The sequence below is a fragment of the Burkholderia aenigmatica genome (assembly GCF_902499175.1).
In the GTDB taxonomy this organism is placed as follows: Bacteria; Pseudomonadota; Gammaproteobacteria; order Burkholderiales; family Burkholderiaceae; genus Burkholderia; species Burkholderia aenigmatica.
Genome location: NZ_CABVQC010000006.1, coordinates 170,793 through 187,813, shown reverse-complemented (window position 1 = coordinate 187,813; position 17,021 = coordinate 170,793). Strand labels below are relative to the sequence as shown.

The following is a 17,021-nucleotide window of genomic DNA, read 5'->3' as shown; positions in this document are numbered from 1 at the left end:
ACGATCGGGCCGCTCCGGCAGGTCATGGTTCGAGGCCTGGAGAAGGTTGATCAATTGCTCACGCTGACGATGGCGGCTTATAACCTGACGCGATTGAGATCGCTGGCCGCATTGCGCCCGATGGTTGCGTAATGCCCCAGAGCAAGCACCAGGAGGGGCCGATCCGAGGTAACTCCCGCTGAATTGCGCTGACGAACTGAAAATCGAACGCCTCGCGGTGGCTGCCTCGAATAGCGGTAGGGGAAATGCGTCAGGCCGAGAGGTATTTCAACGGCCTGCTAGCCCTGGTGCCGCAGGAATACGCACGCGAGGAAATCGCCGCTGGACGTTTGGTGCAGGTGCTGGACAAGCCCTGGCCGGCACGTTTCGCCTATTACCTGGTGACGCTGCCAGGTGCCATGCAGCGCCCGGAGGTCAAAGCGTTCGCGGATTGGATCGAGGAAGAAGCGCAAGCATCGGCCTGAACAACGTCCTTCGTTATCTGTTCTTCCTTGTCATCGCCGCACCGGCGAACTGCCCTATCGTCGCCGGATCCCGCCATGGCCAAGTTGTCTGCCGGGCATTGATTTGCACCCCGCAGCGTCGCGAAGAGCGATGTCAGCTTTCGTGCGGCGCCGTTGCGGCGCCGCCAGTCCCGATCACACGTTGCGCTCAACCTGAACTCGAGCAGGAAATCTACACATCAGGATAAGTATTCTTATCACAATAGCTCTATTTAAGATCCAAACCTGCATTTTCGCGAACGCCCCGCATGCCACGGGGCGTCCGTCTTTCAGCGCCCGATCGGCAGCCCCGTCGGCTCGATCCAGCCCAGCTTGTAAGCGATCAGCAGCGACAGGAACAGCGTGACCGACAGCCCGACGCGGGCCGCGAGCGACCAGGCCATCCGCTTGGACTTGCCGCGATCGTGATTCATGAAATACAGCGCGAAGATCAGGCTCGCGATGATCATCGCGAATGCCACGGAAACCAGCAGAGTTTTCATTGGTGATGCCCTTGAAGATCGGAATCGGCCTGTATCAGTTCGGCCAGTTTTTGCCGCTCGTCGGCGAGGTCGCCGACGCCCGACGCCGGCCAGTCCAGCGCGACGCCATTGCCCAGCGAATCACGCACGAGCGCCTGGTAGCGCCGGTCGTTGATCCGGCCCTGGTCCATCGTTTCCGAGATCTCGCGCCGGAACGGCAACGGGAAACTCGCGTACGCGCGCGACAGCGCTGCATATTGTCTCGCATCGATCTCTTTCGACGATGGTATGACAGTCCAGATCACCACGGCCACGATGGCCGTGAACGGGATCGCCGTGTAGCGAAGAATGAACTTGATCGGGGTCATGAAGCGGTGGGCAGAAGTGATCGCGAATGCGGGCGGCGCGGCCGTGCGACAGCGAAGCCGCCGTCAGGCCGCGCCGCATGACATTGTACTGAAAGCCCTATGCGGCTAACAGAGCATGATAATTTCATTATCATTTTCGTCACATAATTCGAGCGATCCTCGGCGATCGAGCGAAGCTGCCAGCGCAGTAGTTTCGAAACCTGACGGGAATACACCGCAGCGCGACCGCGAACCGTCAGCCCGGGTTTTCGCTGGCGTTCGTCGCTGGCGCGGCCAATGCCGGCGGCTTCCTCGCGGTCAAGCCATACACGTCGCACATGAGCGGCATCGTGTCGGCGATCGCCGACCAGACGGCACTCGGCGATGTGCGGCTCGCGCTGGCGGGCATCAGCTCGCTGGGGTCGTTCCTGGTCGGCGCAAGTTGCTCGGCGATTCTCGTCAACTGGGGCCGCCGCCGCGGCCTGCACAGCCAGTTCGGGCTGCCGCCGCCGGTCGAGGCCGCGCTGCTGCTCCTGTTCGGGCTGCTCGGCAGCCACCTCGCGCCGTGGGAAACCTTCTTCGTGCCGGTAACCGTGACGCTGCTGTGTTTCACCATGGGGCTGCAGAACGCGACGATCACGAAGCTGTCGGGTGCGGAAATCCGCACGACGCACATGACCGGCATCGTGACCGACCTCGGCATCGAGCTCGGGAAGCTGTTCTACTGGAACCGGACGGCGGTCGACGTCGACGCGTATGCGGTCATCGCCAACCGCTCGAAACTGCGGATTCACGCGACGATGCTCGCGCCGTTCTTCATCGGCGGCCTGGCCGGCGCGATCGGCTTCAAGCATGTCGGCTACGTATCGACCGTACCGCTCGCCGCGGCGCTCGTCACACTCGCGATCGTGCCGGTGATCGACGACCTGATCGCGCACCAGGAGAGCACTTTCGGCGGTGGCGCCGAAGGCGGATCGATTATAATTTGATTAACATACCGACCACCCTCGCCCCGCAATGGAAACGAAAACTGCCCGCCTGACCGTTCTGATCGACCCCGCAAAGAAGGAAGCCTTCGAGATGCTCTGCGCCGAGCAGGATCTCACGCCTTCGCAGGTCGTGCGGCAACTGATCCGCGAGTATCTCGACCGCCACGGCGTGACGTACAAGACCAAGAGCGCGCTCGGCAAGCGCGTGAAGTAAGCGCGGCCGCACAGGCCACGCCCGCGGCGCCGGTTACGCGCCGATCTCCCATCGCTCGTGCGGCTGCGCGCGCTGCACCAGCCGCCGAGGCTCGACGCCCTCCCCGGCTTTCATGCGCCGCGCCGTCGCTGCCAGCTTGAGCTCGCCAGCCTGGGCACATGCCAGTGCGCGTTCGAGCAGGATGCGCAACGACGGCAACCGGGTGCCGCCCTTCCACGCAAACGCGATGAAGTTGTTATCGTCGCCGCACGGCACCAGCGTATACGACGCACCGAACACCGATCGCAGGTGCTCGAGATGCTGCGGCAACGCCGGATCGTCGTCCATGAAGTTGATCGCCAGCACGCCGGTTTCGCTCAGACGCTCGCGGCATGCCGCGAGGAATGCGGCGCCCGTACACCGGCCACGCAGGCCGTCGGCGACAAACGCATCGTGCAGGATCACGTCCGTCCTGATATCCGCCCGCTCCAGATGATCCGCGCCGTCGGCGCACACCACCTTGAATCGGTTGTCATCAGCAGGAATTCTGAATGTGTCGCGCAGTGCGATCACGTCCGGGTTGATCTCGACCGCGTCGATCGCCGCGCCGGGCAGGTGCCGGTAGCAGTACTTCGCCAGCGAACCGCCGCCGAGCCCGAGCATGCAGATGTGCGCGGGTTCGGGCTGCAACAGCAGAAAGCCCATCATCACGCGCGTATAGCCGAGCTCAAGCCGCCCCGGATCCCGGAGCGACATGAAGCTCTGCGTACCGAAATGGTCGAAGTGCAGCGAAAGCGCGTGCTGCGTCTCCAGCACGAATGGCCGGCCGTCGTTCAGCGGCGTCGCCAGGAATCTGACGAACGCATCGTAGGAAATTCGTTCCTCGGCCATACGCGGGTAGTGAGTTGCAAACGGTCGATCGGGGTGTGCGCGCTCAGACTTTCTTCAGGTAGCAGGCCTTCAGCATGAAGCCGCCCATGTCGGTCTTGCAGTCGACCTCGTGATCGCCGCCGACGAGGCGGATGCTCTTGACCTTGGTACCCATCTTCAGCGTGATCGAAGAGCCCTTCACACGCAAGTCCTTGATCAGCACGACGGAATCGCCATCCGACAGCACGTTGCCGTTCGCGTCCTTGACAACGTCGCCCGCCGGTTCGTCGCCCGTTTCGGCGCCGGCACCGGCCGACCATTCATGGCCGCAGTCCGCGCATACGGTCAGCGTGCCGTCCGGGTAAGTGTTTTCCATCGCGCATTGCGGGCAGGCGGGGGCGGCGTTCATTGCAGCTTCCATTCGGGAGGAGTTGGGTCGTCGATAAAAATGCCGGGCGCGCTGGCAGCGTCGCCCGAATGGCCGGGAGGCACGCGCCGACGGATCGGCGGGCCGCCGTCAGCGCACACGGCATTATAATGCAATACACATATCTTGGCCTCTGTATTATAATTCCCGCTTTCGGGTCGTTCGCCGGACTTGCGGCCCGTTTCACCGAGAATGCCGGCACATCCAAGCAGGATGACATACCCCGGCTGCGCTGCCGGCCGCCCCGAGTCGTGCGGGGCAGCGCGTTTCACGCGCGCCTGGCGCACTGCCGGCCCGGCGCCGCACACCGATTCCGACGTCCCGTCCAGAGGCATTCCGACATCGTGGCAACCGTTGTGTACGTTGAAATCGGCCCCGCGTGGAACCGCAACCGCGGCTACGCCGCACGAGAAGCAGCCGTTGACGCGGCGCGCGGCTTCGCAAGCGACATCCTGCTGATCGCGAACGGGATCAGCAGCGACGCGAAAGACAGCGCCGCCGTCGCGGCGCTGCAGGTGCACGGCGGCACGTCCGCGCAAGTGCTGGCCACCGGCCCCGACGAGGAGGCGGCACTGCAGGCGCTGCTGCCCGTCCTGCAGGCGCGCTGATTCGCGCGCCATCCGATGTCATGGCATCCCGCCCACCCCGAATCCCCACCTCACGAGGAAGCGATGAGCGACAACTTCACGTCAAACACCCCGAACCTGTCGGCCTCCGCCATCTGGGCGCTCGAACGCCTCGCCGACGTCCGCTATGGGCGCGATGCGCCGGCGCTCGGCTGGTCGATCGCGCGTGAGCTCGTCAGCGCGGGCTTCGTCAGCCATTCCGCCCATGGCCGCTCCGGCGCGTCGATCACGGCCGAAGGGCGGACCTTCCTGAAAAGCCGGAAGTAGATCTCCCCAGCGGCGGCGAATCGGCTCGATCCTTTTTGAGCATCGTATTGGCGAATGTGCGTCTTGTGCGGATCGTGCTGCGCTTCTGAAGTGGCCTCCCCTCGAACGAACAGGCATCAGGTAGCGTTCGGGTCACGAAGCCAGTCATGCGCCGCATCGCCGTTCCCGCCATCGAATTCGCCACCTGCGCAAGCGCCGGCGTCTATGCGCAAGTCCGCAAGGTCGCCGGCGACACCCCCCCTTCCTGTTCGCGGCCGCCGCCAATGCGGCGGAGTCAATCCCGGCCGCTCGGCGCGGCGCCCGCCCGGGCAAGGGTTTTGCTATCATTCCGGCTCCCTGTCTTGCCGAAATGGACATGCCCGCTCGCAGAGTGCCGCCGTCGCCGGTCGTCGATCGCACGCCGCTGCTCGTCGAGGAACATCGCCGCCCGATCTGCCAGCGGGTGCGCGGACGGGACACAACCAGCGCGGCATCGACGTGCTGACGGCCTGGCCGTCCCAAGCTCCCTCCTTTCCGGAAATCAAGATGCCGCCAGTCTCCTCCCCGCCCGTTCTCGACACGCCGCGCCTCATCCTCGAAGGCCATCCGCTCGGCGACTTCGATGCGCTTGCCACGATGTGGGCCGAGCCGAAGGTCGTCGAGCACATCTTCAACGGCGAGCCGTCCGCGACGCGCGACTCGTGGATGCGCATGCTCGCGTATCGCGGGCTGTGGCCGCTGCTCGGCTATGGCTACTGGGCGATTCGCGAGAAGGCATCGGGCCGCTATGTCGGCGATCTCGGTTTCGCCGATTTTTACCGTCTGATCGAGCCGTCGATTCGCGGCGTGCCGGAAGCCGGCTGGGCACTCGCGACGTGGGCGCACGGCAAGGGCTACGCGACCGAGGCACTCGCGGCCGCGCTGGCGTGGCTCGACGGGCAGCAGCGGTTCGAGCGCAGCGTGTGCGTGATCGCGCCGACCAACGTCGCATCGATCCGCGTGGCGGAGAAAGCCGGTTACGGCGAGCCGACGCGGATCCGGTTCAACGACACCGACTCATTGCTGTTTTCGCGCGCGAGCCGGTAAGCGGGATGGCGTACCGGTTATCGCGGGCGTGCCGCATGCGCTTGCGGCGCCGGCGCGCCCGCCCCGCTCACGCCGCAACCGGTGCATAAAGACGGGTAAAGCACCCGTTGTCCATCGGACGGAACAGTTTCCGCGCTCATCGAGCCCGCTCCAGCCCCCGGCTTCACCGAACGCCAGCCTTCCGGCGTGGCGAGCGTTCGTCGCCTTCACGGGTCTCCAACCGATCATGGTCGCCATCGACGAACCACCGTGCTGGATCGACATGACCGATGCGCTTTCGACATTGCACCGCTACCGGAACGGTGCGGCCTGATTGAGCCGTCGACGCGGCATCGGTGCGGCCCAGGTCAACGCCCTCCGGGGCGATCGAGAATCCGCCAGGGTATTGGGGCTTCGTCTGCCTCGCGCTCCGAGGTAGCGACCGCTCCCGATCCACGACCGGCAAACGGTGCGATACGCCAGCGGGCGGCCTGCTCGGGCAGACCGACCCGCTCGCACATCCTTGCCGCGTCGGCCGCATGCGTCACCCGCACGGCCAAACTCGAACCAAGGACATGTGGGTGCGTCAGCGCGAGCCAAAGCTGTAGCGCTCCGATCGCACGTTCACGGCCTTGGACCCGCTCCCGTTTGCGCAAGCCGTCTTGATTGGCACGCGCCATCCAGGCGCGAATCTCCGCTTCGGCGCGCTGCGTCAGTTGGTCGTAATTGAAGGTGATCGTCGATAGCATCGCGCCGGATGGCCAGATCGGCCAGGATCATGCGGCGCCAGCTGCAGCGCCGTGCGTTAGTTCGGCGGTCAACCCGTGACCAGATGCACGACAAAAAGCAGCACACCGATAAATATGCCAACGGCAACGAGTGCGGCAATTACAACAACAAGGGGGTTAAGTTGCGTTGCGTCCGTCTCGAGATTTTTTCGTTTATTGACACCCAAAAAAGCAAAAAACACTGCGCGAAATGCACGAACAATCTGATCTTTACCGCTTTCGGCCATCTTCTCTCTCCTTCAACTGAATAACGCTTGCGGCCTTCACTTGGCAGGTCAATTTCCGTCGACTATCGAATATAAAACCACGATGAGTCGCTGCCAGGCCAACTTCATTTTTCTCGTTTCGCAAAGAACTGAACGCTTGCTTCCCGATGATTTTTTCACCGCTGATCATAGCGCTTCCAATTGAAACGCTTGCCATACTCGATGCGGGTAGCGGTCGCATGCAAATTCACCGTATGCCCCGATGCCAAGGTGCGTGCGCGATCCAGCATATCCGCGAGGGACGGCAATCGCTGCGCGCCTTTCCAGGCGAATACCGTAACATTGGAATCGCTATCCTCCGAGGGAACCAACGTGATCGCGTCGGCAAATATGCCCCTCAGAGCACTCAAATAGCGGTGGAAGTCGGGGTCGTCCGTGATCAGATTCATCACTAACATCCCATCGTCGCTCAAGTGACGATAGCACGCCTGGTAGAACGCTCGGCTTCCAAGTTCCTCGGGTAAACCGTCCACGTCATAACCATCCACGATCAGCACGTCCGGCCGTTGACTCTTGACTTTGACGTAATGCGCGGCATCGTCGCAGAGAATCTGGAAACGCTGATCGTCAGTAGGTATTGAAAATCGATCGCGCAAAGCGATAACCTCAGGATTGATTTCAATCACCACAATCTCCGTATCGGGCAGGTGCCGATAACAGTACTTGGCGAGCGAACCACCGCCCAGGCCGATCATTGAGATCCGTCTCGGATTGGAATTAAAAAGCAAAAATCCCATCATGGTTCGCGTATAACCCAAGGTTAGTACGTAGGGGTCATCGAGCAGCATCGTGCTCTGGACTGCTGTTGAGTCAAAGTAGAGGGAAATGGTTTCGTCGTTCTCAATCACCATTGGCGTAACGTGGTGATATTTTTTCTTCGCCCGCTTTTTTTCATGAACCTTGGTCTTGGTCACGGATCCATGTTTCAGCACATCAAAGGAAGATCCTTTCAATTCCTGTCCTTTACCGCAGAGTTTTGACCAGCGTCAGTGGTCCTGATTTCGTTCAAATCGGTTGCGATTCTCCGTTCCACGATCCCCCGACGACGCGCCCGGAAGGGACTCGGGAGAGCCACGGCTCTCACCGTCCAATGGGCAGTCCCGTCGGCTCGACTCACTTTCATTGACACGGCGCGTCAATCCTCGCGTGATCGGCAAGCGGTCAAAATGCCGCGCAGCAAGTCGACGGGGGGCGGCGGACATCCGGGAATCGTGACGTCGACCGGCATGATCGACGAGAGCGGTCCACACACCGCATAGCTGTTGGCAAAGATGCCGCCGGTACACGCGCATTCGCCCGCAGCGACCACCAGCTTCGGTGCGGGCGTCGCGTCGTACGCGGCGAGCACGGCCGCCCGCATGTTCAACGTCACGGGCCCGGTCACGAGCAACAGATCCGCGTGCCGCGGACTCGCGACGAACTTGATGCCGAGTCCTTCGATGTTGTAGTACGGATTGTTCAGCGCGTGGATTTCCAGCTCACAGCCATTGCACGAGCCCGCGTCGATCTGTCGAATGCACAGTGCTCGCCCAAGCAAATCGAGAATGTCCTGGCGAATTCGCTGCGCCTCGTGACGCCACGCATCTTCCACCGCAGGCACGGGTTCGTTCGGAAAATCAGTGCGCACGAACTGACGAATGAGTTGCCACATCAGAGATCATGCCCCGCGTAGTTCAGATTGAACGACTTGTTGATCAACGGGAAATCGGGAACGATGTTGCCGATGATCGCGTGCTCAAGCGCCGGCCAGTTTTGCCACGACGGATCGTGGCAATGGCACCGCACGACCGCATCGTCCGGTGCTGTCTCGAGTGCAACGAACACGTCACCGCGCCAGCCTTCGATCCAGCCGATTCCCCGGGAACGTCCGGCTGCGGGCGTCACGTCGACGACGATCGGCCCCCGCGGAAGATTCGCCAGCAGCAACCGGATCAAACGGAGCGATTCGTCGATCTCGGCAAAACGGACGGCGACGCGCGCAGCGACGTCGCCGCGTACGTCGCTCACCGTCTTGACGGTGAGGTCGCCATATGGCGCTGCTTGCAGGTCTGCGCGCAGGTCAAACGCTCGGCCGCTGGCACGGGCCGCCATGCCGCGCACACCGAAATGCTCGACGACGTCAGGTTTCAGCCGGCCGGTGCCGAGAAAGCGGTCCTGCAATCCCGACTGATCGTCGTAAATCTGCCGCATCGCGTGGACGTCGCGTTCGATGCTTTCGCATTGAACCGACAGTTCGGCCGCGTGCTCGAGAGAAAGATCAACTGCCACACCTCCCGGCACAACCCGATCCATCAGGTAGCGATGCCCGAAGACCCGCGCGTTCATCCGTATCCAGTCCTCCTTGAACCGCGAGAATTGCGCGAGACCGAATCCGAAACCGGCATCGTTGCCGAGCGCGCCCAAGTCGCCCAGATGATTGGCGATACGCTCGCGCTCGAGCAGGAGCGCGCGCACATAAAGCGCACGCCTTGACGGCTCGACACCATACGCCTGCTCGAGCGCCATGCAATAGGCCCACGAGAACGCGACGGTCGAGTCGCCGGCAACCCGGCCCGCAACGCGATGGCCGTTCGATGCGGCCGTCCGTTCGAACAACCGTTCGACGCCGCGATGTACATAGCCAAGTCGTTCCTCGAGCCGCAGCACCTTCTCGCCGACGACGGAGAACCGGAAATGGCCTGGCTCGATCGTGCCGGCGTGAATCGGCCCGACGGCGATCTCATGTACGCCGTCGCCGGCCACCCGTACGAACGGATAATCTGCCTCATTCGACTCGAAGCGTTCGACGCCGGTCGCCTGCGTTTGCAACGGAAAGTAATCGGCGGGCCAATTTCCGTGATGGAGCCACGGGCGTGTATCCCGAGCCGCACGGGCGCGCAAGCCGATTAGATCGAAAATCGCCCGCTGCATACGCGCCGCGTACGGAAAAATTTCGGCCAGATCGGGGAAATCCCCTTCGGGCCGCGGCTTGTCGCCCGTTGCGAGACGTACCCACAGGATGCCGTCCTCGCATTCATACGCCGCATTCACCGTGAATACGCGCTCAGGTGCTTCGTCGCCCCACATCGCAACGAGCCGGCTTTGTTCCGATTGCGCCGCATGGGCGATCTCGAGCCACTTCGATTCGTCGACATCGGTCACGATCGCCGGAATCTGGCCTGCGCCTTCCACAAGGCGCGTAGCGCTGCCGATCTGCATCAAATCGAGCCGCATGCGTCACCCCGCCAGCATTGTTGCCGCCTGGCGGTACCACATCGCCAGATAAGGCGGCACGTAGAGGCCGAGCATCAGGCCAAGCCCCAGGTGGACGAAAACCGGTAGCAGCGCCGGCCGGTGCACGAGCGGCCTGGCCGTCGTCTCGCCGCCGAACACCATCCGCTGCACGCGCGCGAAGATTGCCGCGAACGCGACGGCAAGCCCGAGCAGCAACAACGGCGCGGTCCACGGTAACGTGTTCATTGCGGTCGTGAGGATCAGGAACTCGCTCGCAAACACGCCGAACGGCGGCAGGCCGAGAATCGCAAGCGTGCCGAGCATCATTCCCCAGCCGACCGTCGGGCTGACCTGCAGTAGCCCGCGGATGCCTTCGATCGCTTGCGTGCCGGCTTTCTGCACCGCGTGGCCGACTGCGAAGAAGATCGCCGACTTGACGAGCGAGTGAACCGTCATGTGGAGCAGCCCGGCGAACGTCGCGACCGGACCGCCGAGCCCGAACGCGAACGTCATCAGCCCCATGTGCTCGATCGACGAATACGAGAACAGCCGCTTGACGTCCTTCTGCCGAAACAGCGAAAACGACGCGACCAGCACCGACACCAGTCCGAAACCCACCAGCAGCCGCCCCGGCAAACCGTTGCCGAGCGCGCCGTCCGCGAGCACCTTGCAGCGCAGTACCGCGTACAGCGCGACGTTCAGCAGCAGGCCCGACAGCACCGCCGAGATCGGTGTCGGCCCTTCCGCATGCGCGTCCGGCAGCCAGCTGTGCATCGGCACGAGCCCGACCTTCGTCCCATAGCCGACCAGCAGGAACACGAACGCGATCGAAACGATCGTCGGATCGAGTTGGGCCTTGACGGCGGCCAGGCTCGTCCACAGCAGCGCGTCGCCGTCGGTCAGTTGCCGGCTCGCGGCCAGATACAGCAGGATCGTGCCGAACAGCGCCTGCGCGATACCGACGCCGCACAGGATGAAGTACTTCCAAGCCGCCTCGAGACTCGCGGCGGTGCGATAGACGCTGACCAGCAGCACGGTCGCCAGTGTTGCGGCCTCCATCGCGACCCACAGCACGCCAAGGTTGTTGGTGAGGAGCGCGAGCAGCATCGCGAACATGAAAAGCTGATACATGCTGTGATAAAGCCGCATCCGCGCCTGCGTCATCCGGCCGCGGGCTTCCTCGACCTGCATGTACGGCCGCGAGAACAGCGACGTCGTCCAGCCGACGAACGCGGTGAGCGCAACCAGGTACACGTTGAGCGGATCGACAAAGAAAGCCTGCCCGAACACAAATGACGGCCCGTGCTCGACGGTGCGTGCGGCCAGCACGAGCGTTGCCGCGAATGTCAGGAAGCTGAAGCCCACGTTCAAGCCGCGTGCGACATGGCTCGGCCGCACGGACGCCAGGCATCCGGCCGCCAGTAGCGGGATGCCGAGCACAGTGAACACGACGTGAGCGTCATTCATCCTTGAGCTTCTCGAGGTGATGGATGTCGAGACTGTCGAACTGCTCGCGAATCTGAAACATGAACACGCCCAGGATCAGAATACCGATCAGCACATCGAGCCCGATGCCGAGTTCGACGATCATCGGCATGCCGTTGGTGGCGGCCGTCGCCGCGAAGAACAGCCCGTTTTCCATCGACAGAAAACCGATCACCTGCGGAATGGCCTTCGCGCGCGTGATCATCGACATGAACGACAGCAGCACGCACGCAAGCGCGATCCCGAGCGTGCCGCGTGCCACCGACGTTGCAAGCTGGCTGATCGGCGACGCGACGTTGAACGCAATCACCACGAGCACGATGCCGATGAGCAGCGTCGTCGGAATATTGATGAGCGGTTCGACGTCGGCCTGGACATCGAGCCGTCGAACCAGCCGGTACAGAATCCATGGAATCAGGCCAACCTTCAGCGCAAGCGTCAGCCCGGCGGACACGTACAGGTGCCCGTCGCCCGTCACGAAGCCGAGGATCAGGTTCGCGGACACGAGTGTGACACCCTGCAACGTATAGAGATGGATCAGCGTCAGGATCCGGCGCTGGCTGAGCATCGCGAACGACAGCATCAGCAGCACGGCCGCGAGAAAATTGATCAGTTGCGTCGCGTAGCCGTGCATTCATGCCCCCAGCAACAGATGAACGAGCATGCCGATCACCGCGAGCAGAAAGGCGGTGGCAAGGAACTCCGGCACCCGGAAGATCCGCATCTTCGCGTTGGCCGTCTCGACGACCGCAAGCGCGGCGCCACCTGCCATCAGCTTGGCGAACAGCACCGGCACGGCCAGTACGAGCGCGAGCGGATTGCCAGCACTCGCGATCCCCCACGGTATGAACAGGGCGAGACCGATGCACGAATACGCGAACAGCTTGAGGCTGGCTGCCCATTCCATCAACGCGAGATGACGCCCCGAGTATTCGAGGATCAGCGCCTCGTGGATCATCGTGAGTTCAAGGTGGGTGGCCGGATTGTCGACGGGCAGCCGCGCGTTCTCGGCCAGCGACACCAGCGTGAATGCGATCCCGGCAAAGGCCAGACTCGGGTAGATCGTGAGCTCGCTACGCCCCAGCGTCTCCACGATGCTCGTCAGCAGTGTCGACTGCGTGATCAGCGAGGCCGACAGCAGCACCATCAGCAGCGCCGGCTCCGCGAGGAAGCCGATCAGCATTTCGCGGCGGGCGCCGAGCGTGCCGAACGCCGTTCCGACGTCCATCGCGGCGAGCGACAGCGCGACGCGCGCGAGTGCGAACAGGCCGACCAGCGCGATCGCGTCCGCGGCCGGCGACAGGGGTAACTCGGTCGACAGCGTCGGCACGATCGCACATGCGAGCGTCATCGCCGCCCAGACGACGTAGGGGGCGCCGCGGAAGACCGGACTCGAGCCGTGCGCGACGACCGATTCCTTGTTGAACAGCTTGTGGAGCATGCGATACGGCTGCCAGATCGACGGCGCGCGCCGGTTCTGCAACCAGGCGCGGCACTGATTGACCCAGCCCGTGAGCAGCGGCGCCGCCGCGAGCGCGACCACGATCTCGAGGGTCTGCGATAGCACGCCGGATAGGGTTACCATCGTCTCACCAGCATCAGGAGCAGGATCAGTACGGCGAAACTATAGGTCAGATAGACGGCAATCTTGCCCGTCTGCAGGCGACCGGCCCAGTCTGCGGCTCGCTGCGTGAGCGCCGCGATACGCGCGTAGAACGCTGACCAGGTTCGATCGGCGATCGATACGCGGTACACCGGCTGCGCGTCGAACGGCGACGGCAATTGCCGCTCGATGTGCAACAGCGGCGAGAAGATCTCGCGGATCGGCTGCCCGAACCCTTCCGCGGTGTCCTGCATCCGGGCAGACGTGAACGGAAAGCCGCAACTCCACGGCGCTGCGCGCCGCACCCGGCCGTGGTAGAACCGTCTCACCAGCACCCATGCGCCCCCACAGCACGCAATGAAAAACAGCATGAATACCGCTGGCATGTAGCTCGCCCGCGCGGTCGACACCGGCACGAACAGCAACCAGCCGTGATTCTCGGCACCGACGCCTGCGCCGACGAGTGCGCGCGTAATGCGATCGAGCACCTTGACGAACTGCGCGGGCATCAGTCCAAGCAGCACGCCGATGACGGCGAACCAGCCGAACGCAAGCCGCTCCCACGTGTTCGCATCGCGTGCGCGGTCCAGCTTCGCCTCCCGAGGTTGCCCGAGGAACACGATGCCGAAGAACTTGACCATCGTATAACCCGCCAGCGCAGCCGACATCGCGATCAGCGCAGCGACGATCGGCACCGTCATCGCAAGTATCGAATTCGGCAAGCTCGGCGTAAACAGGACGCTCTGCAGCAGCAGCCATTCGGCGGCGAATCCGCTCAGCGGCGGTAAACCCGCGCTCGCCGCGACGCCCGCGAGCATCGCCCATGCGGTCCATGGCATGAAGCGGATCAGGCCGCCGAGCTTGCCGAGATTGCGTTCACCGGTGGCGTGCAACACGGCACCCGTACCAAGGAACAGCAGGCTTTTGAACGCCGCGTGGGCCACGATCTGGTAGAGCATCGCGGTCAATGCAAGCGCGGAAAGACTTGTCATCCCGTAGGCACGAAACAGCACGGCGATCCCGAGCGCGACGATCATCAGACCGACATTGTCGATCGACGAATAGGCGAGCAGGCGCTTCATGTCGACCTGGATCGTACTGAACACGACACCGAGCAGCGCGGTGCCGACGCCCAGCACGAGTAACAGCACGCCCCACCAGGCGATCTGCACGTGCAACAAGTCGAACACCGTGCGCAGCAGGCCATACAGACCGACTTTCAGCACGAATCCGCTCAGCAGCGCAGATACAGGCGATGGCGCCGCAGGGTGGGCCTCGGGCAGCCACACGTGCAGCGGGAAAATGCCGGCCTTTGCGCCGAAGCCGAAGAGCGCGAACAGGAACGCGAGTGACGCCCAGAACGCGTCGAGCGATTGCGCCCGCATGTTTGCGAATGTGTAGTCGCCGGTGCGCGCCTGCAGGATGCCGAAACAGAGCAGCAGCGCGAGCGCGCCGACGTGCGAGATCAGGAAATACAGGTAGCCGGCCCGGCGGATCTCGCCGAGCCGGTGGTTGGTCATCACGAGGAAGGTCGCGGACAGCGTCAGCATTTCCCAGGCGACCATGAACACGTAGGCATCGTCCGCGATGAGGACCAGCGCGATGCTCGCGACGCACACGTGGTATTCGAAACAGATGAGTCCCGGCGCGGCCCCTTCGCCCTTGCGGAAATAGCCTGCAGAGAAGGCACCGATCCCGGCGCTGACGATGCCGAGTACGAACAGGAAATAACCGGACAGCCGGTCGACACGCAAATGAAACGGCAGGTCGGGCAGTCCGATCGGCAGCACCGCAGCCGACGGTTCGGCAAAGATGCCGGCGAGCCCCGCCGCGCCCAACAGTAGCCCGACCAGCGCGCCGAGCGGAAACAACCCATGCGCCACGAGCCTTGTGCGATGCAGCACACCAAGCCCCAGCGTGCCGATCGCGAGCCAGACGGCCGCGGCCAGCAGGACCAGATGGACGACAGGCACGGGGGGCATCCGGATTGTCTCCAGTACGCCCGGGTTGGGCGAGTTGCACGAAATAGCCGCGGAACCGCACGGCATCGTTCCGTGCGCATTATGACACTGAACGACTCATCTAGCTAACAGGATATGATAATGCCATTATCATGTGAACCACATGCCACGGAGCATCCGGCGCGCCCTGCGCCGCTTCTTTGCGACCCGGGCCCCGGGTGCCTGAACGGCGGCCCGGATCCCAATCCGCGCGATTGAGTGAAGACCCTATGCCAGCGCAGTACTTTCGTAGCCTGACCGGAAAACACCGCAGCGCGAGCGCCAACCGTCAGCTCGGATTTTCGCTCGCCTTCGTCGCCGGCGCGACCAACGCCGGCGGCTTCCTTGCGGTCAGGCAATACACGTCGCACATGAGCGGCATCGTATCGGCGATCGCCGACCAGACGGCGCTCGGGGATATTCGGCTGGTGCTCGCCAGCATTGGTTCTCTCGCGTCGTTTCTCGTGGGCGCGGGGTGCTCCGCGGTGCTCGTCAACTGGGGGCGCCGCCGCAGTCTTCAGAGCCAGTACGTGCTGCCGCTGGTGGTCGAGGCTGCGCTGCTGCTTCTGTTCGGCCTGCTCGGCAGTCACCTTGCACTCTGGGAGGCGTTCTTCGTGCCCGTGACCGTGATCCTGCTGTGCTTCATCATGGGGCTGCAGAATGCGATGATCACGAAGCTGTCCGGCGCCGAAATCCGCACGACCCACATGACCGGCATCGTGACGGACCTCGGTATCGAACTGGGGAAGCTTTTTTACTGGAATCGGTCGAAGGTCGATGCGGACGTGCACGCGGTCATTGCCAACCGCGCGAAGCTGAAGATCCATGGCACGATGCTGGCGTCCTTCCTGATTGGCGGCCTGGCCGGTGCAGTTGGCTTCAAGCATGTGGGCTACGTGTCGACGGTCCCGCTCGCCGCAGCGCTTGTCACACTCGCGATCGTACCTGTCGTCGACGATGTGCTCGCCTGTCTCTGCCGGCTGAATCGCCGGCCTTGAAGCCGCGCGAGGCGGCGTGAATCTCGACCCACAACCCCGGAGCATGCATGCTCGAAGAGCAAGTCTACGTTGGTGGCCGGTTTGGCCTGAACGGATACCGTTCCGCGCTTGTCGCGACGACGGCGTCGCGCTTTGTGAGCGACATCACTTGCACGTCGCACGGCAAGGCGGTCAACGCCAAAGACGTGATGTCGGTCATGACGTTGTGCGCACCATCCGGCACCGTCATTCGTATCACCGCGATCGGCCCCGACGAAGCACAGGCCGCTCGGGCATTGGTCAGCGTACTGTCAGCCGACGATACCGTCTGACTCTCCGTCAATCGCAACCGGGGGCTGCCGCCCAGCCGCGCCGCGCCGGCGAAAGCAAATGCAATATAATTCGATTGGCATATTGGCTGCCCCTTCCCCGCAATGGAAACGAAAACCGAACGCCTGACCATCCTGATCGATCCGGCGAAGAAAGAAGCCTTTGAAATGCTCTGCACAGCACAAGATCTGACGGTGTCGCAAGTGGTGCGGCAGTTGATCCGCGAGCACCTCGAGCGACACGGCGTGAGCGACAAGACAAAGAGCCCGCTCGGCAAACGGGTGAAACGAAGCGCGGGTTGAATTCGAGTCACGCAGCACAATCACCGCAGGATTGATCCCGACCGCATCGATCGCCACCCCGGTCAGATGCCGGTAGCCGTATTTCGCCAGCGATCCACCGCCAAGCCCGATCATGCAGATGTGTCGGGGCGCGGATTGCAGCGGCGGAAATCCCCTCATCCGTGTGTAGCCGAGCGCGATCTGCTCGGGTGCGCAGCGCGAGATGAAGCGCCGGGCGGCGAAGCGATCGAAGGGCCACAAGATTGCGCGGCACGTTTCCGGCACAAAGGGCTGCCCGCCATTCAACGCCGTTGACAGGAAATTGACGAGGGTGTCGCCGGAGGTTCGGTC

At 63.2% G+C, this 17,021-nt stretch carries 22 protein-coding genes and 2 pseudogenes; 11 read left to right on the top strand and 13 right to left on the bottom strand.

The annotated features are described in order from the left end of the window. A pseudogene (locus BDO18943_RS06945) lies at positions 1-132 on the top strand (IS5/IS1182 family transposase); the annotation flags it as partial. Positions 133-278: 146 nt separating this feature from the next. Further along, a pseudogene (locus BDO18943_RS06940) lies at positions 279-464 on the top strand (LysR substrate-binding domain-containing protein); the annotation flags it as partial. Between the two features lie 308 nt (positions 465-772). On the opposite strand, the gene BDO18943_RS06935 reads toward BDO18943_RS06940, so the two are convergent. Together BDO18943_RS06935 and BDO18943_RS06930 are read right to left on the bottom strand one after the other, a co-directional pair. Beyond that, a complete protein-coding gene (locus BDO18943_RS06935) occupies positions 773-985 on the bottom strand; it encodes a twin transmembrane helix small protein (RefSeq protein WP_006489184.1) in 213 nt (70 codons plus the stop codon). Next, a complete protein-coding gene (locus BDO18943_RS06930; RefSeq protein WP_175021769.1) occupies positions 982-1,332 on the bottom strand; it encodes a hypothetical protein in 351 nt (116 codons plus the stop codon). Before BDO18943_RS06930 ends, BDO18943_RS06935 begins: the two co-directional genes overlap by 4 nt. 200 nt (positions 1,333-1,532) lie before the next feature. Here BDO18943_RS06930 and BDO18943_RS06925 point away from each other — a divergent pair, with 200 nt between their 5' ends. Together BDO18943_RS06925 and BDO18943_RS06920 are read left to right on the top strand one after the other, a co-directional pair. Continuing rightward, a complete protein-coding gene (locus BDO18943_RS06925; protein ID WP_175021779.1) occupies positions 1,533-2,300 on the top strand; it encodes a YoaK family protein in 768 nt (255 codons plus the stop codon). 28 nt (positions 2,301-2,328) lie between these two features. Continuing rightward, on the top strand, positions 2,329-2,514 hold the full coding sequence (locus BDO18943_RS06920; RefSeq protein WP_021158209.1) for a ribbon-helix-helix protein, CopG family: 186 nt from the start codon (positions 2,329-2,331) through the stop codon (positions 2,512-2,514). A gap of 33 nt (positions 2,515-2,547) precedes the next feature. Here the strand turns inward: BDO18943_RS06920 and BDO18943_RS06915 are convergent, their stop codons facing one another. Together BDO18943_RS06915 and BDO18943_RS06910 are read right to left on the bottom strand one after the other, a co-directional pair. Next, positions 2,548-3,384 (bottom strand): spermine/spermidine synthase domain-containing protein, encoded by an 837-nt coding sequence (locus tag BDO18943_RS06915; protein ID WP_175021768.1) that lies wholly within the window; start codon positions 3,382-3,384, stop codon positions 2,548-2,550. Between the two features lie 43 nt (positions 3,385-3,427). Next, positions 3,428-3,772: a zinc ribbon domain-containing protein YjdM gene (locus tag BDO18943_RS06910; protein WP_021158207.1), complete on the bottom strand. Its 345-nt coding sequence runs from the start codon at positions 3,770-3,772 to the stop codon at positions 3,428-3,430. 362 nt (positions 3,773-4,134) lie between these two features. On the opposite strand from BDO18943_RS06910, the gene BDO18943_RS06905 reads away from it, so the two are divergent. The 4 genes from BDO18943_RS06905 to BDO18943_RS06895 all read left to right on the top strand — a co-directional run bounded on the left by BDO18943_RS06905 (position 4,135) and on the right by BDO18943_RS06895 (position 5,748). Beyond that, the gene (locus tag BDO18943_RS06905) at positions 4,135-4,398 is read left to right on the top strand and encodes an HPr family phosphocarrier protein (protein ID WP_043187851.1); all 264 of its coding nucleotides are present in this window, start codon (positions 4,135-4,137) and stop codon (positions 4,396-4,398) included. Between the two features lie 63 nt (positions 4,399-4,461). Continuing rightward, positions 4,462-4,683 (top strand): hypothetical protein, encoded by a 222-nt coding sequence (locus BDO18943_RS06900; protein ID WP_021158205.1) that lies wholly within the window; start codon positions 4,462-4,464, stop codon positions 4,681-4,683. Between the two features lie 355 nt (positions 4,684-5,038). Continuing rightward, the gene (locus tag BDO18943_RS42950) at positions 5,039-5,167 is read left to right on the top strand and encodes a hypothetical protein (protein ID WP_265328599.1); all 129 of its coding nucleotides are present in this window, start codon (positions 5,039-5,041) and stop codon (positions 5,165-5,167) included. Between the two features lie 41 nt (positions 5,168-5,208). Beyond that, positions 5,209-5,748 (top strand): GNAT family N-acetyltransferase, encoded by a 540-nt coding sequence (locus BDO18943_RS06895; protein ID WP_043187854.1) that lies wholly within the window; start codon positions 5,209-5,211, stop codon positions 5,746-5,748. A gap of 347 nt (positions 5,749-6,095) precedes the next feature. On the opposite strand, the gene BDO18943_RS06890 is transcribed toward BDO18943_RS06895, so the two are convergent. The 9 genes from BDO18943_RS06890 to hyfB all read right to left on the bottom strand — a co-directional run bounded on the left by BDO18943_RS06890 (position 6,096) and on the right by hyfB (position 15,064). Beyond that, on the bottom strand, positions 6,096-6,476 hold the full coding sequence (locus BDO18943_RS06890; protein WP_175021767.1) for a hypothetical protein: 381 nt from the start codon (positions 6,474-6,476) through the stop codon (positions 6,096-6,098). A 68-nt stretch (positions 6,477-6,544) separates the two neighbouring features. Further along, a complete protein-coding gene (locus BDO18943_RS06885) occupies positions 6,545-6,742 on the bottom strand; it encodes a DUF2970 domain-containing protein (RefSeq protein ID WP_175021766.1) in 198 nt (65 codons plus the stop codon). 155 nt (positions 6,743-6,897) lie between these two features. Then, positions 6,898-7,695, bottom strand: coding sequence for a fused MFS/spermidine synthase (locus tag BDO18943_RS06880; RefSeq protein ID WP_456151294.1), 798 nt, complete (start codon positions 7,693-7,695; stop codon positions 6,898-6,900). A 221-nt stretch (positions 7,696-7,916) separates the two neighbouring features. Next, a complete protein-coding gene (locus BDO18943_RS06875) occupies positions 7,917-8,432 on the bottom strand; it encodes an NADH-quinone oxidoreductase subunit B family protein (RefSeq protein WP_175021765.1) in 516 nt (171 codons plus the stop codon). Then, positions 8,432-9,994 carry a hydrogenase large subunit gene (locus BDO18943_RS06870; RefSeq protein ID WP_175021764.1) on the bottom strand — a complete coding sequence of 521 codons (1,563 nt, stop codon included), beginning with the start codon at positions 9,992-9,994 and terminating at the stop codon, positions 8,432-8,434. The genes BDO18943_RS06875 and BDO18943_RS06870 overlap by 1 nt, the downstream gene beginning before the upstream one ends. Before the next feature lie 3 nt (positions 9,995-9,997). Then, complete coding sequence (locus BDO18943_RS06865) at positions 9,998-11,461, bottom strand: hydrogenase 4 subunit F (protein ID WP_175021763.1); 1,464 nt, start codon at positions 11,459-11,461, stop codon at positions 9,998-10,000. Further along, positions 11,454-12,113: a formate hydrogenlyase gene (locus tag BDO18943_RS06860; protein ID WP_175021762.1), complete on the bottom strand. Its 660-nt coding sequence runs from the start codon at positions 12,111-12,113 to the stop codon at positions 11,454-11,456. Before BDO18943_RS06860 ends, BDO18943_RS06865 begins: the two co-directional genes overlap by 8 nt. After that, positions 12,114-13,064: a respiratory chain complex I subunit 1 family protein gene (locus BDO18943_RS06855; RefSeq protein WP_175021761.1), complete on the bottom strand. Its 951-nt coding sequence runs from the start codon at positions 13,062-13,064 to the stop codon at positions 12,114-12,116. Continuing rightward, on the bottom strand, positions 13,058-15,064 hold the full coding sequence (gene hyfB, locus BDO18943_RS06850) for a hydrogenase 4 subunit B (protein WP_175021760.1): 2,007 nt from the start codon (positions 15,062-15,064) through the stop codon (positions 13,058-13,060). Before hyfB ends, BDO18943_RS06855 begins: the two co-directional genes overlap by 7 nt. Positions 15,065-15,312: 248 nt before the next feature. Here hyfB and BDO18943_RS06845 point away from each other — a divergent pair, with 248 nt between their 5' ends. The 3 genes from BDO18943_RS06845 to BDO18943_RS06835 all read left to right on the top strand — a co-directional run bounded on the left by BDO18943_RS06845 (position 15,313) and on the right by BDO18943_RS06835 (position 16,691). Further along, a complete protein-coding gene (locus tag BDO18943_RS06845; protein ID WP_175021777.1) occupies positions 15,313-16,080 on the top strand; it encodes a YoaK family protein in 768 nt (255 codons plus the stop codon). Between the two features lie 47 nt (positions 16,081-16,127). After that, a complete protein-coding gene (locus BDO18943_RS06840) occupies positions 16,128-16,391 on the top strand; it encodes an HPr family phosphocarrier protein (RefSeq protein WP_175021759.1) in 264 nt (87 codons plus the stop codon). Between the two features lie 102 nt (positions 16,392-16,493). Continuing rightward, complete coding sequence (locus tag BDO18943_RS06835) at positions 16,494-16,691, top strand: ribbon-helix-helix protein, CopG family (protein WP_175021758.1); 198 nt, start codon at positions 16,494-16,496, stop codon at positions 16,689-16,691. Positions 16,692-17,021 lie beyond the last annotated feature (330 nt).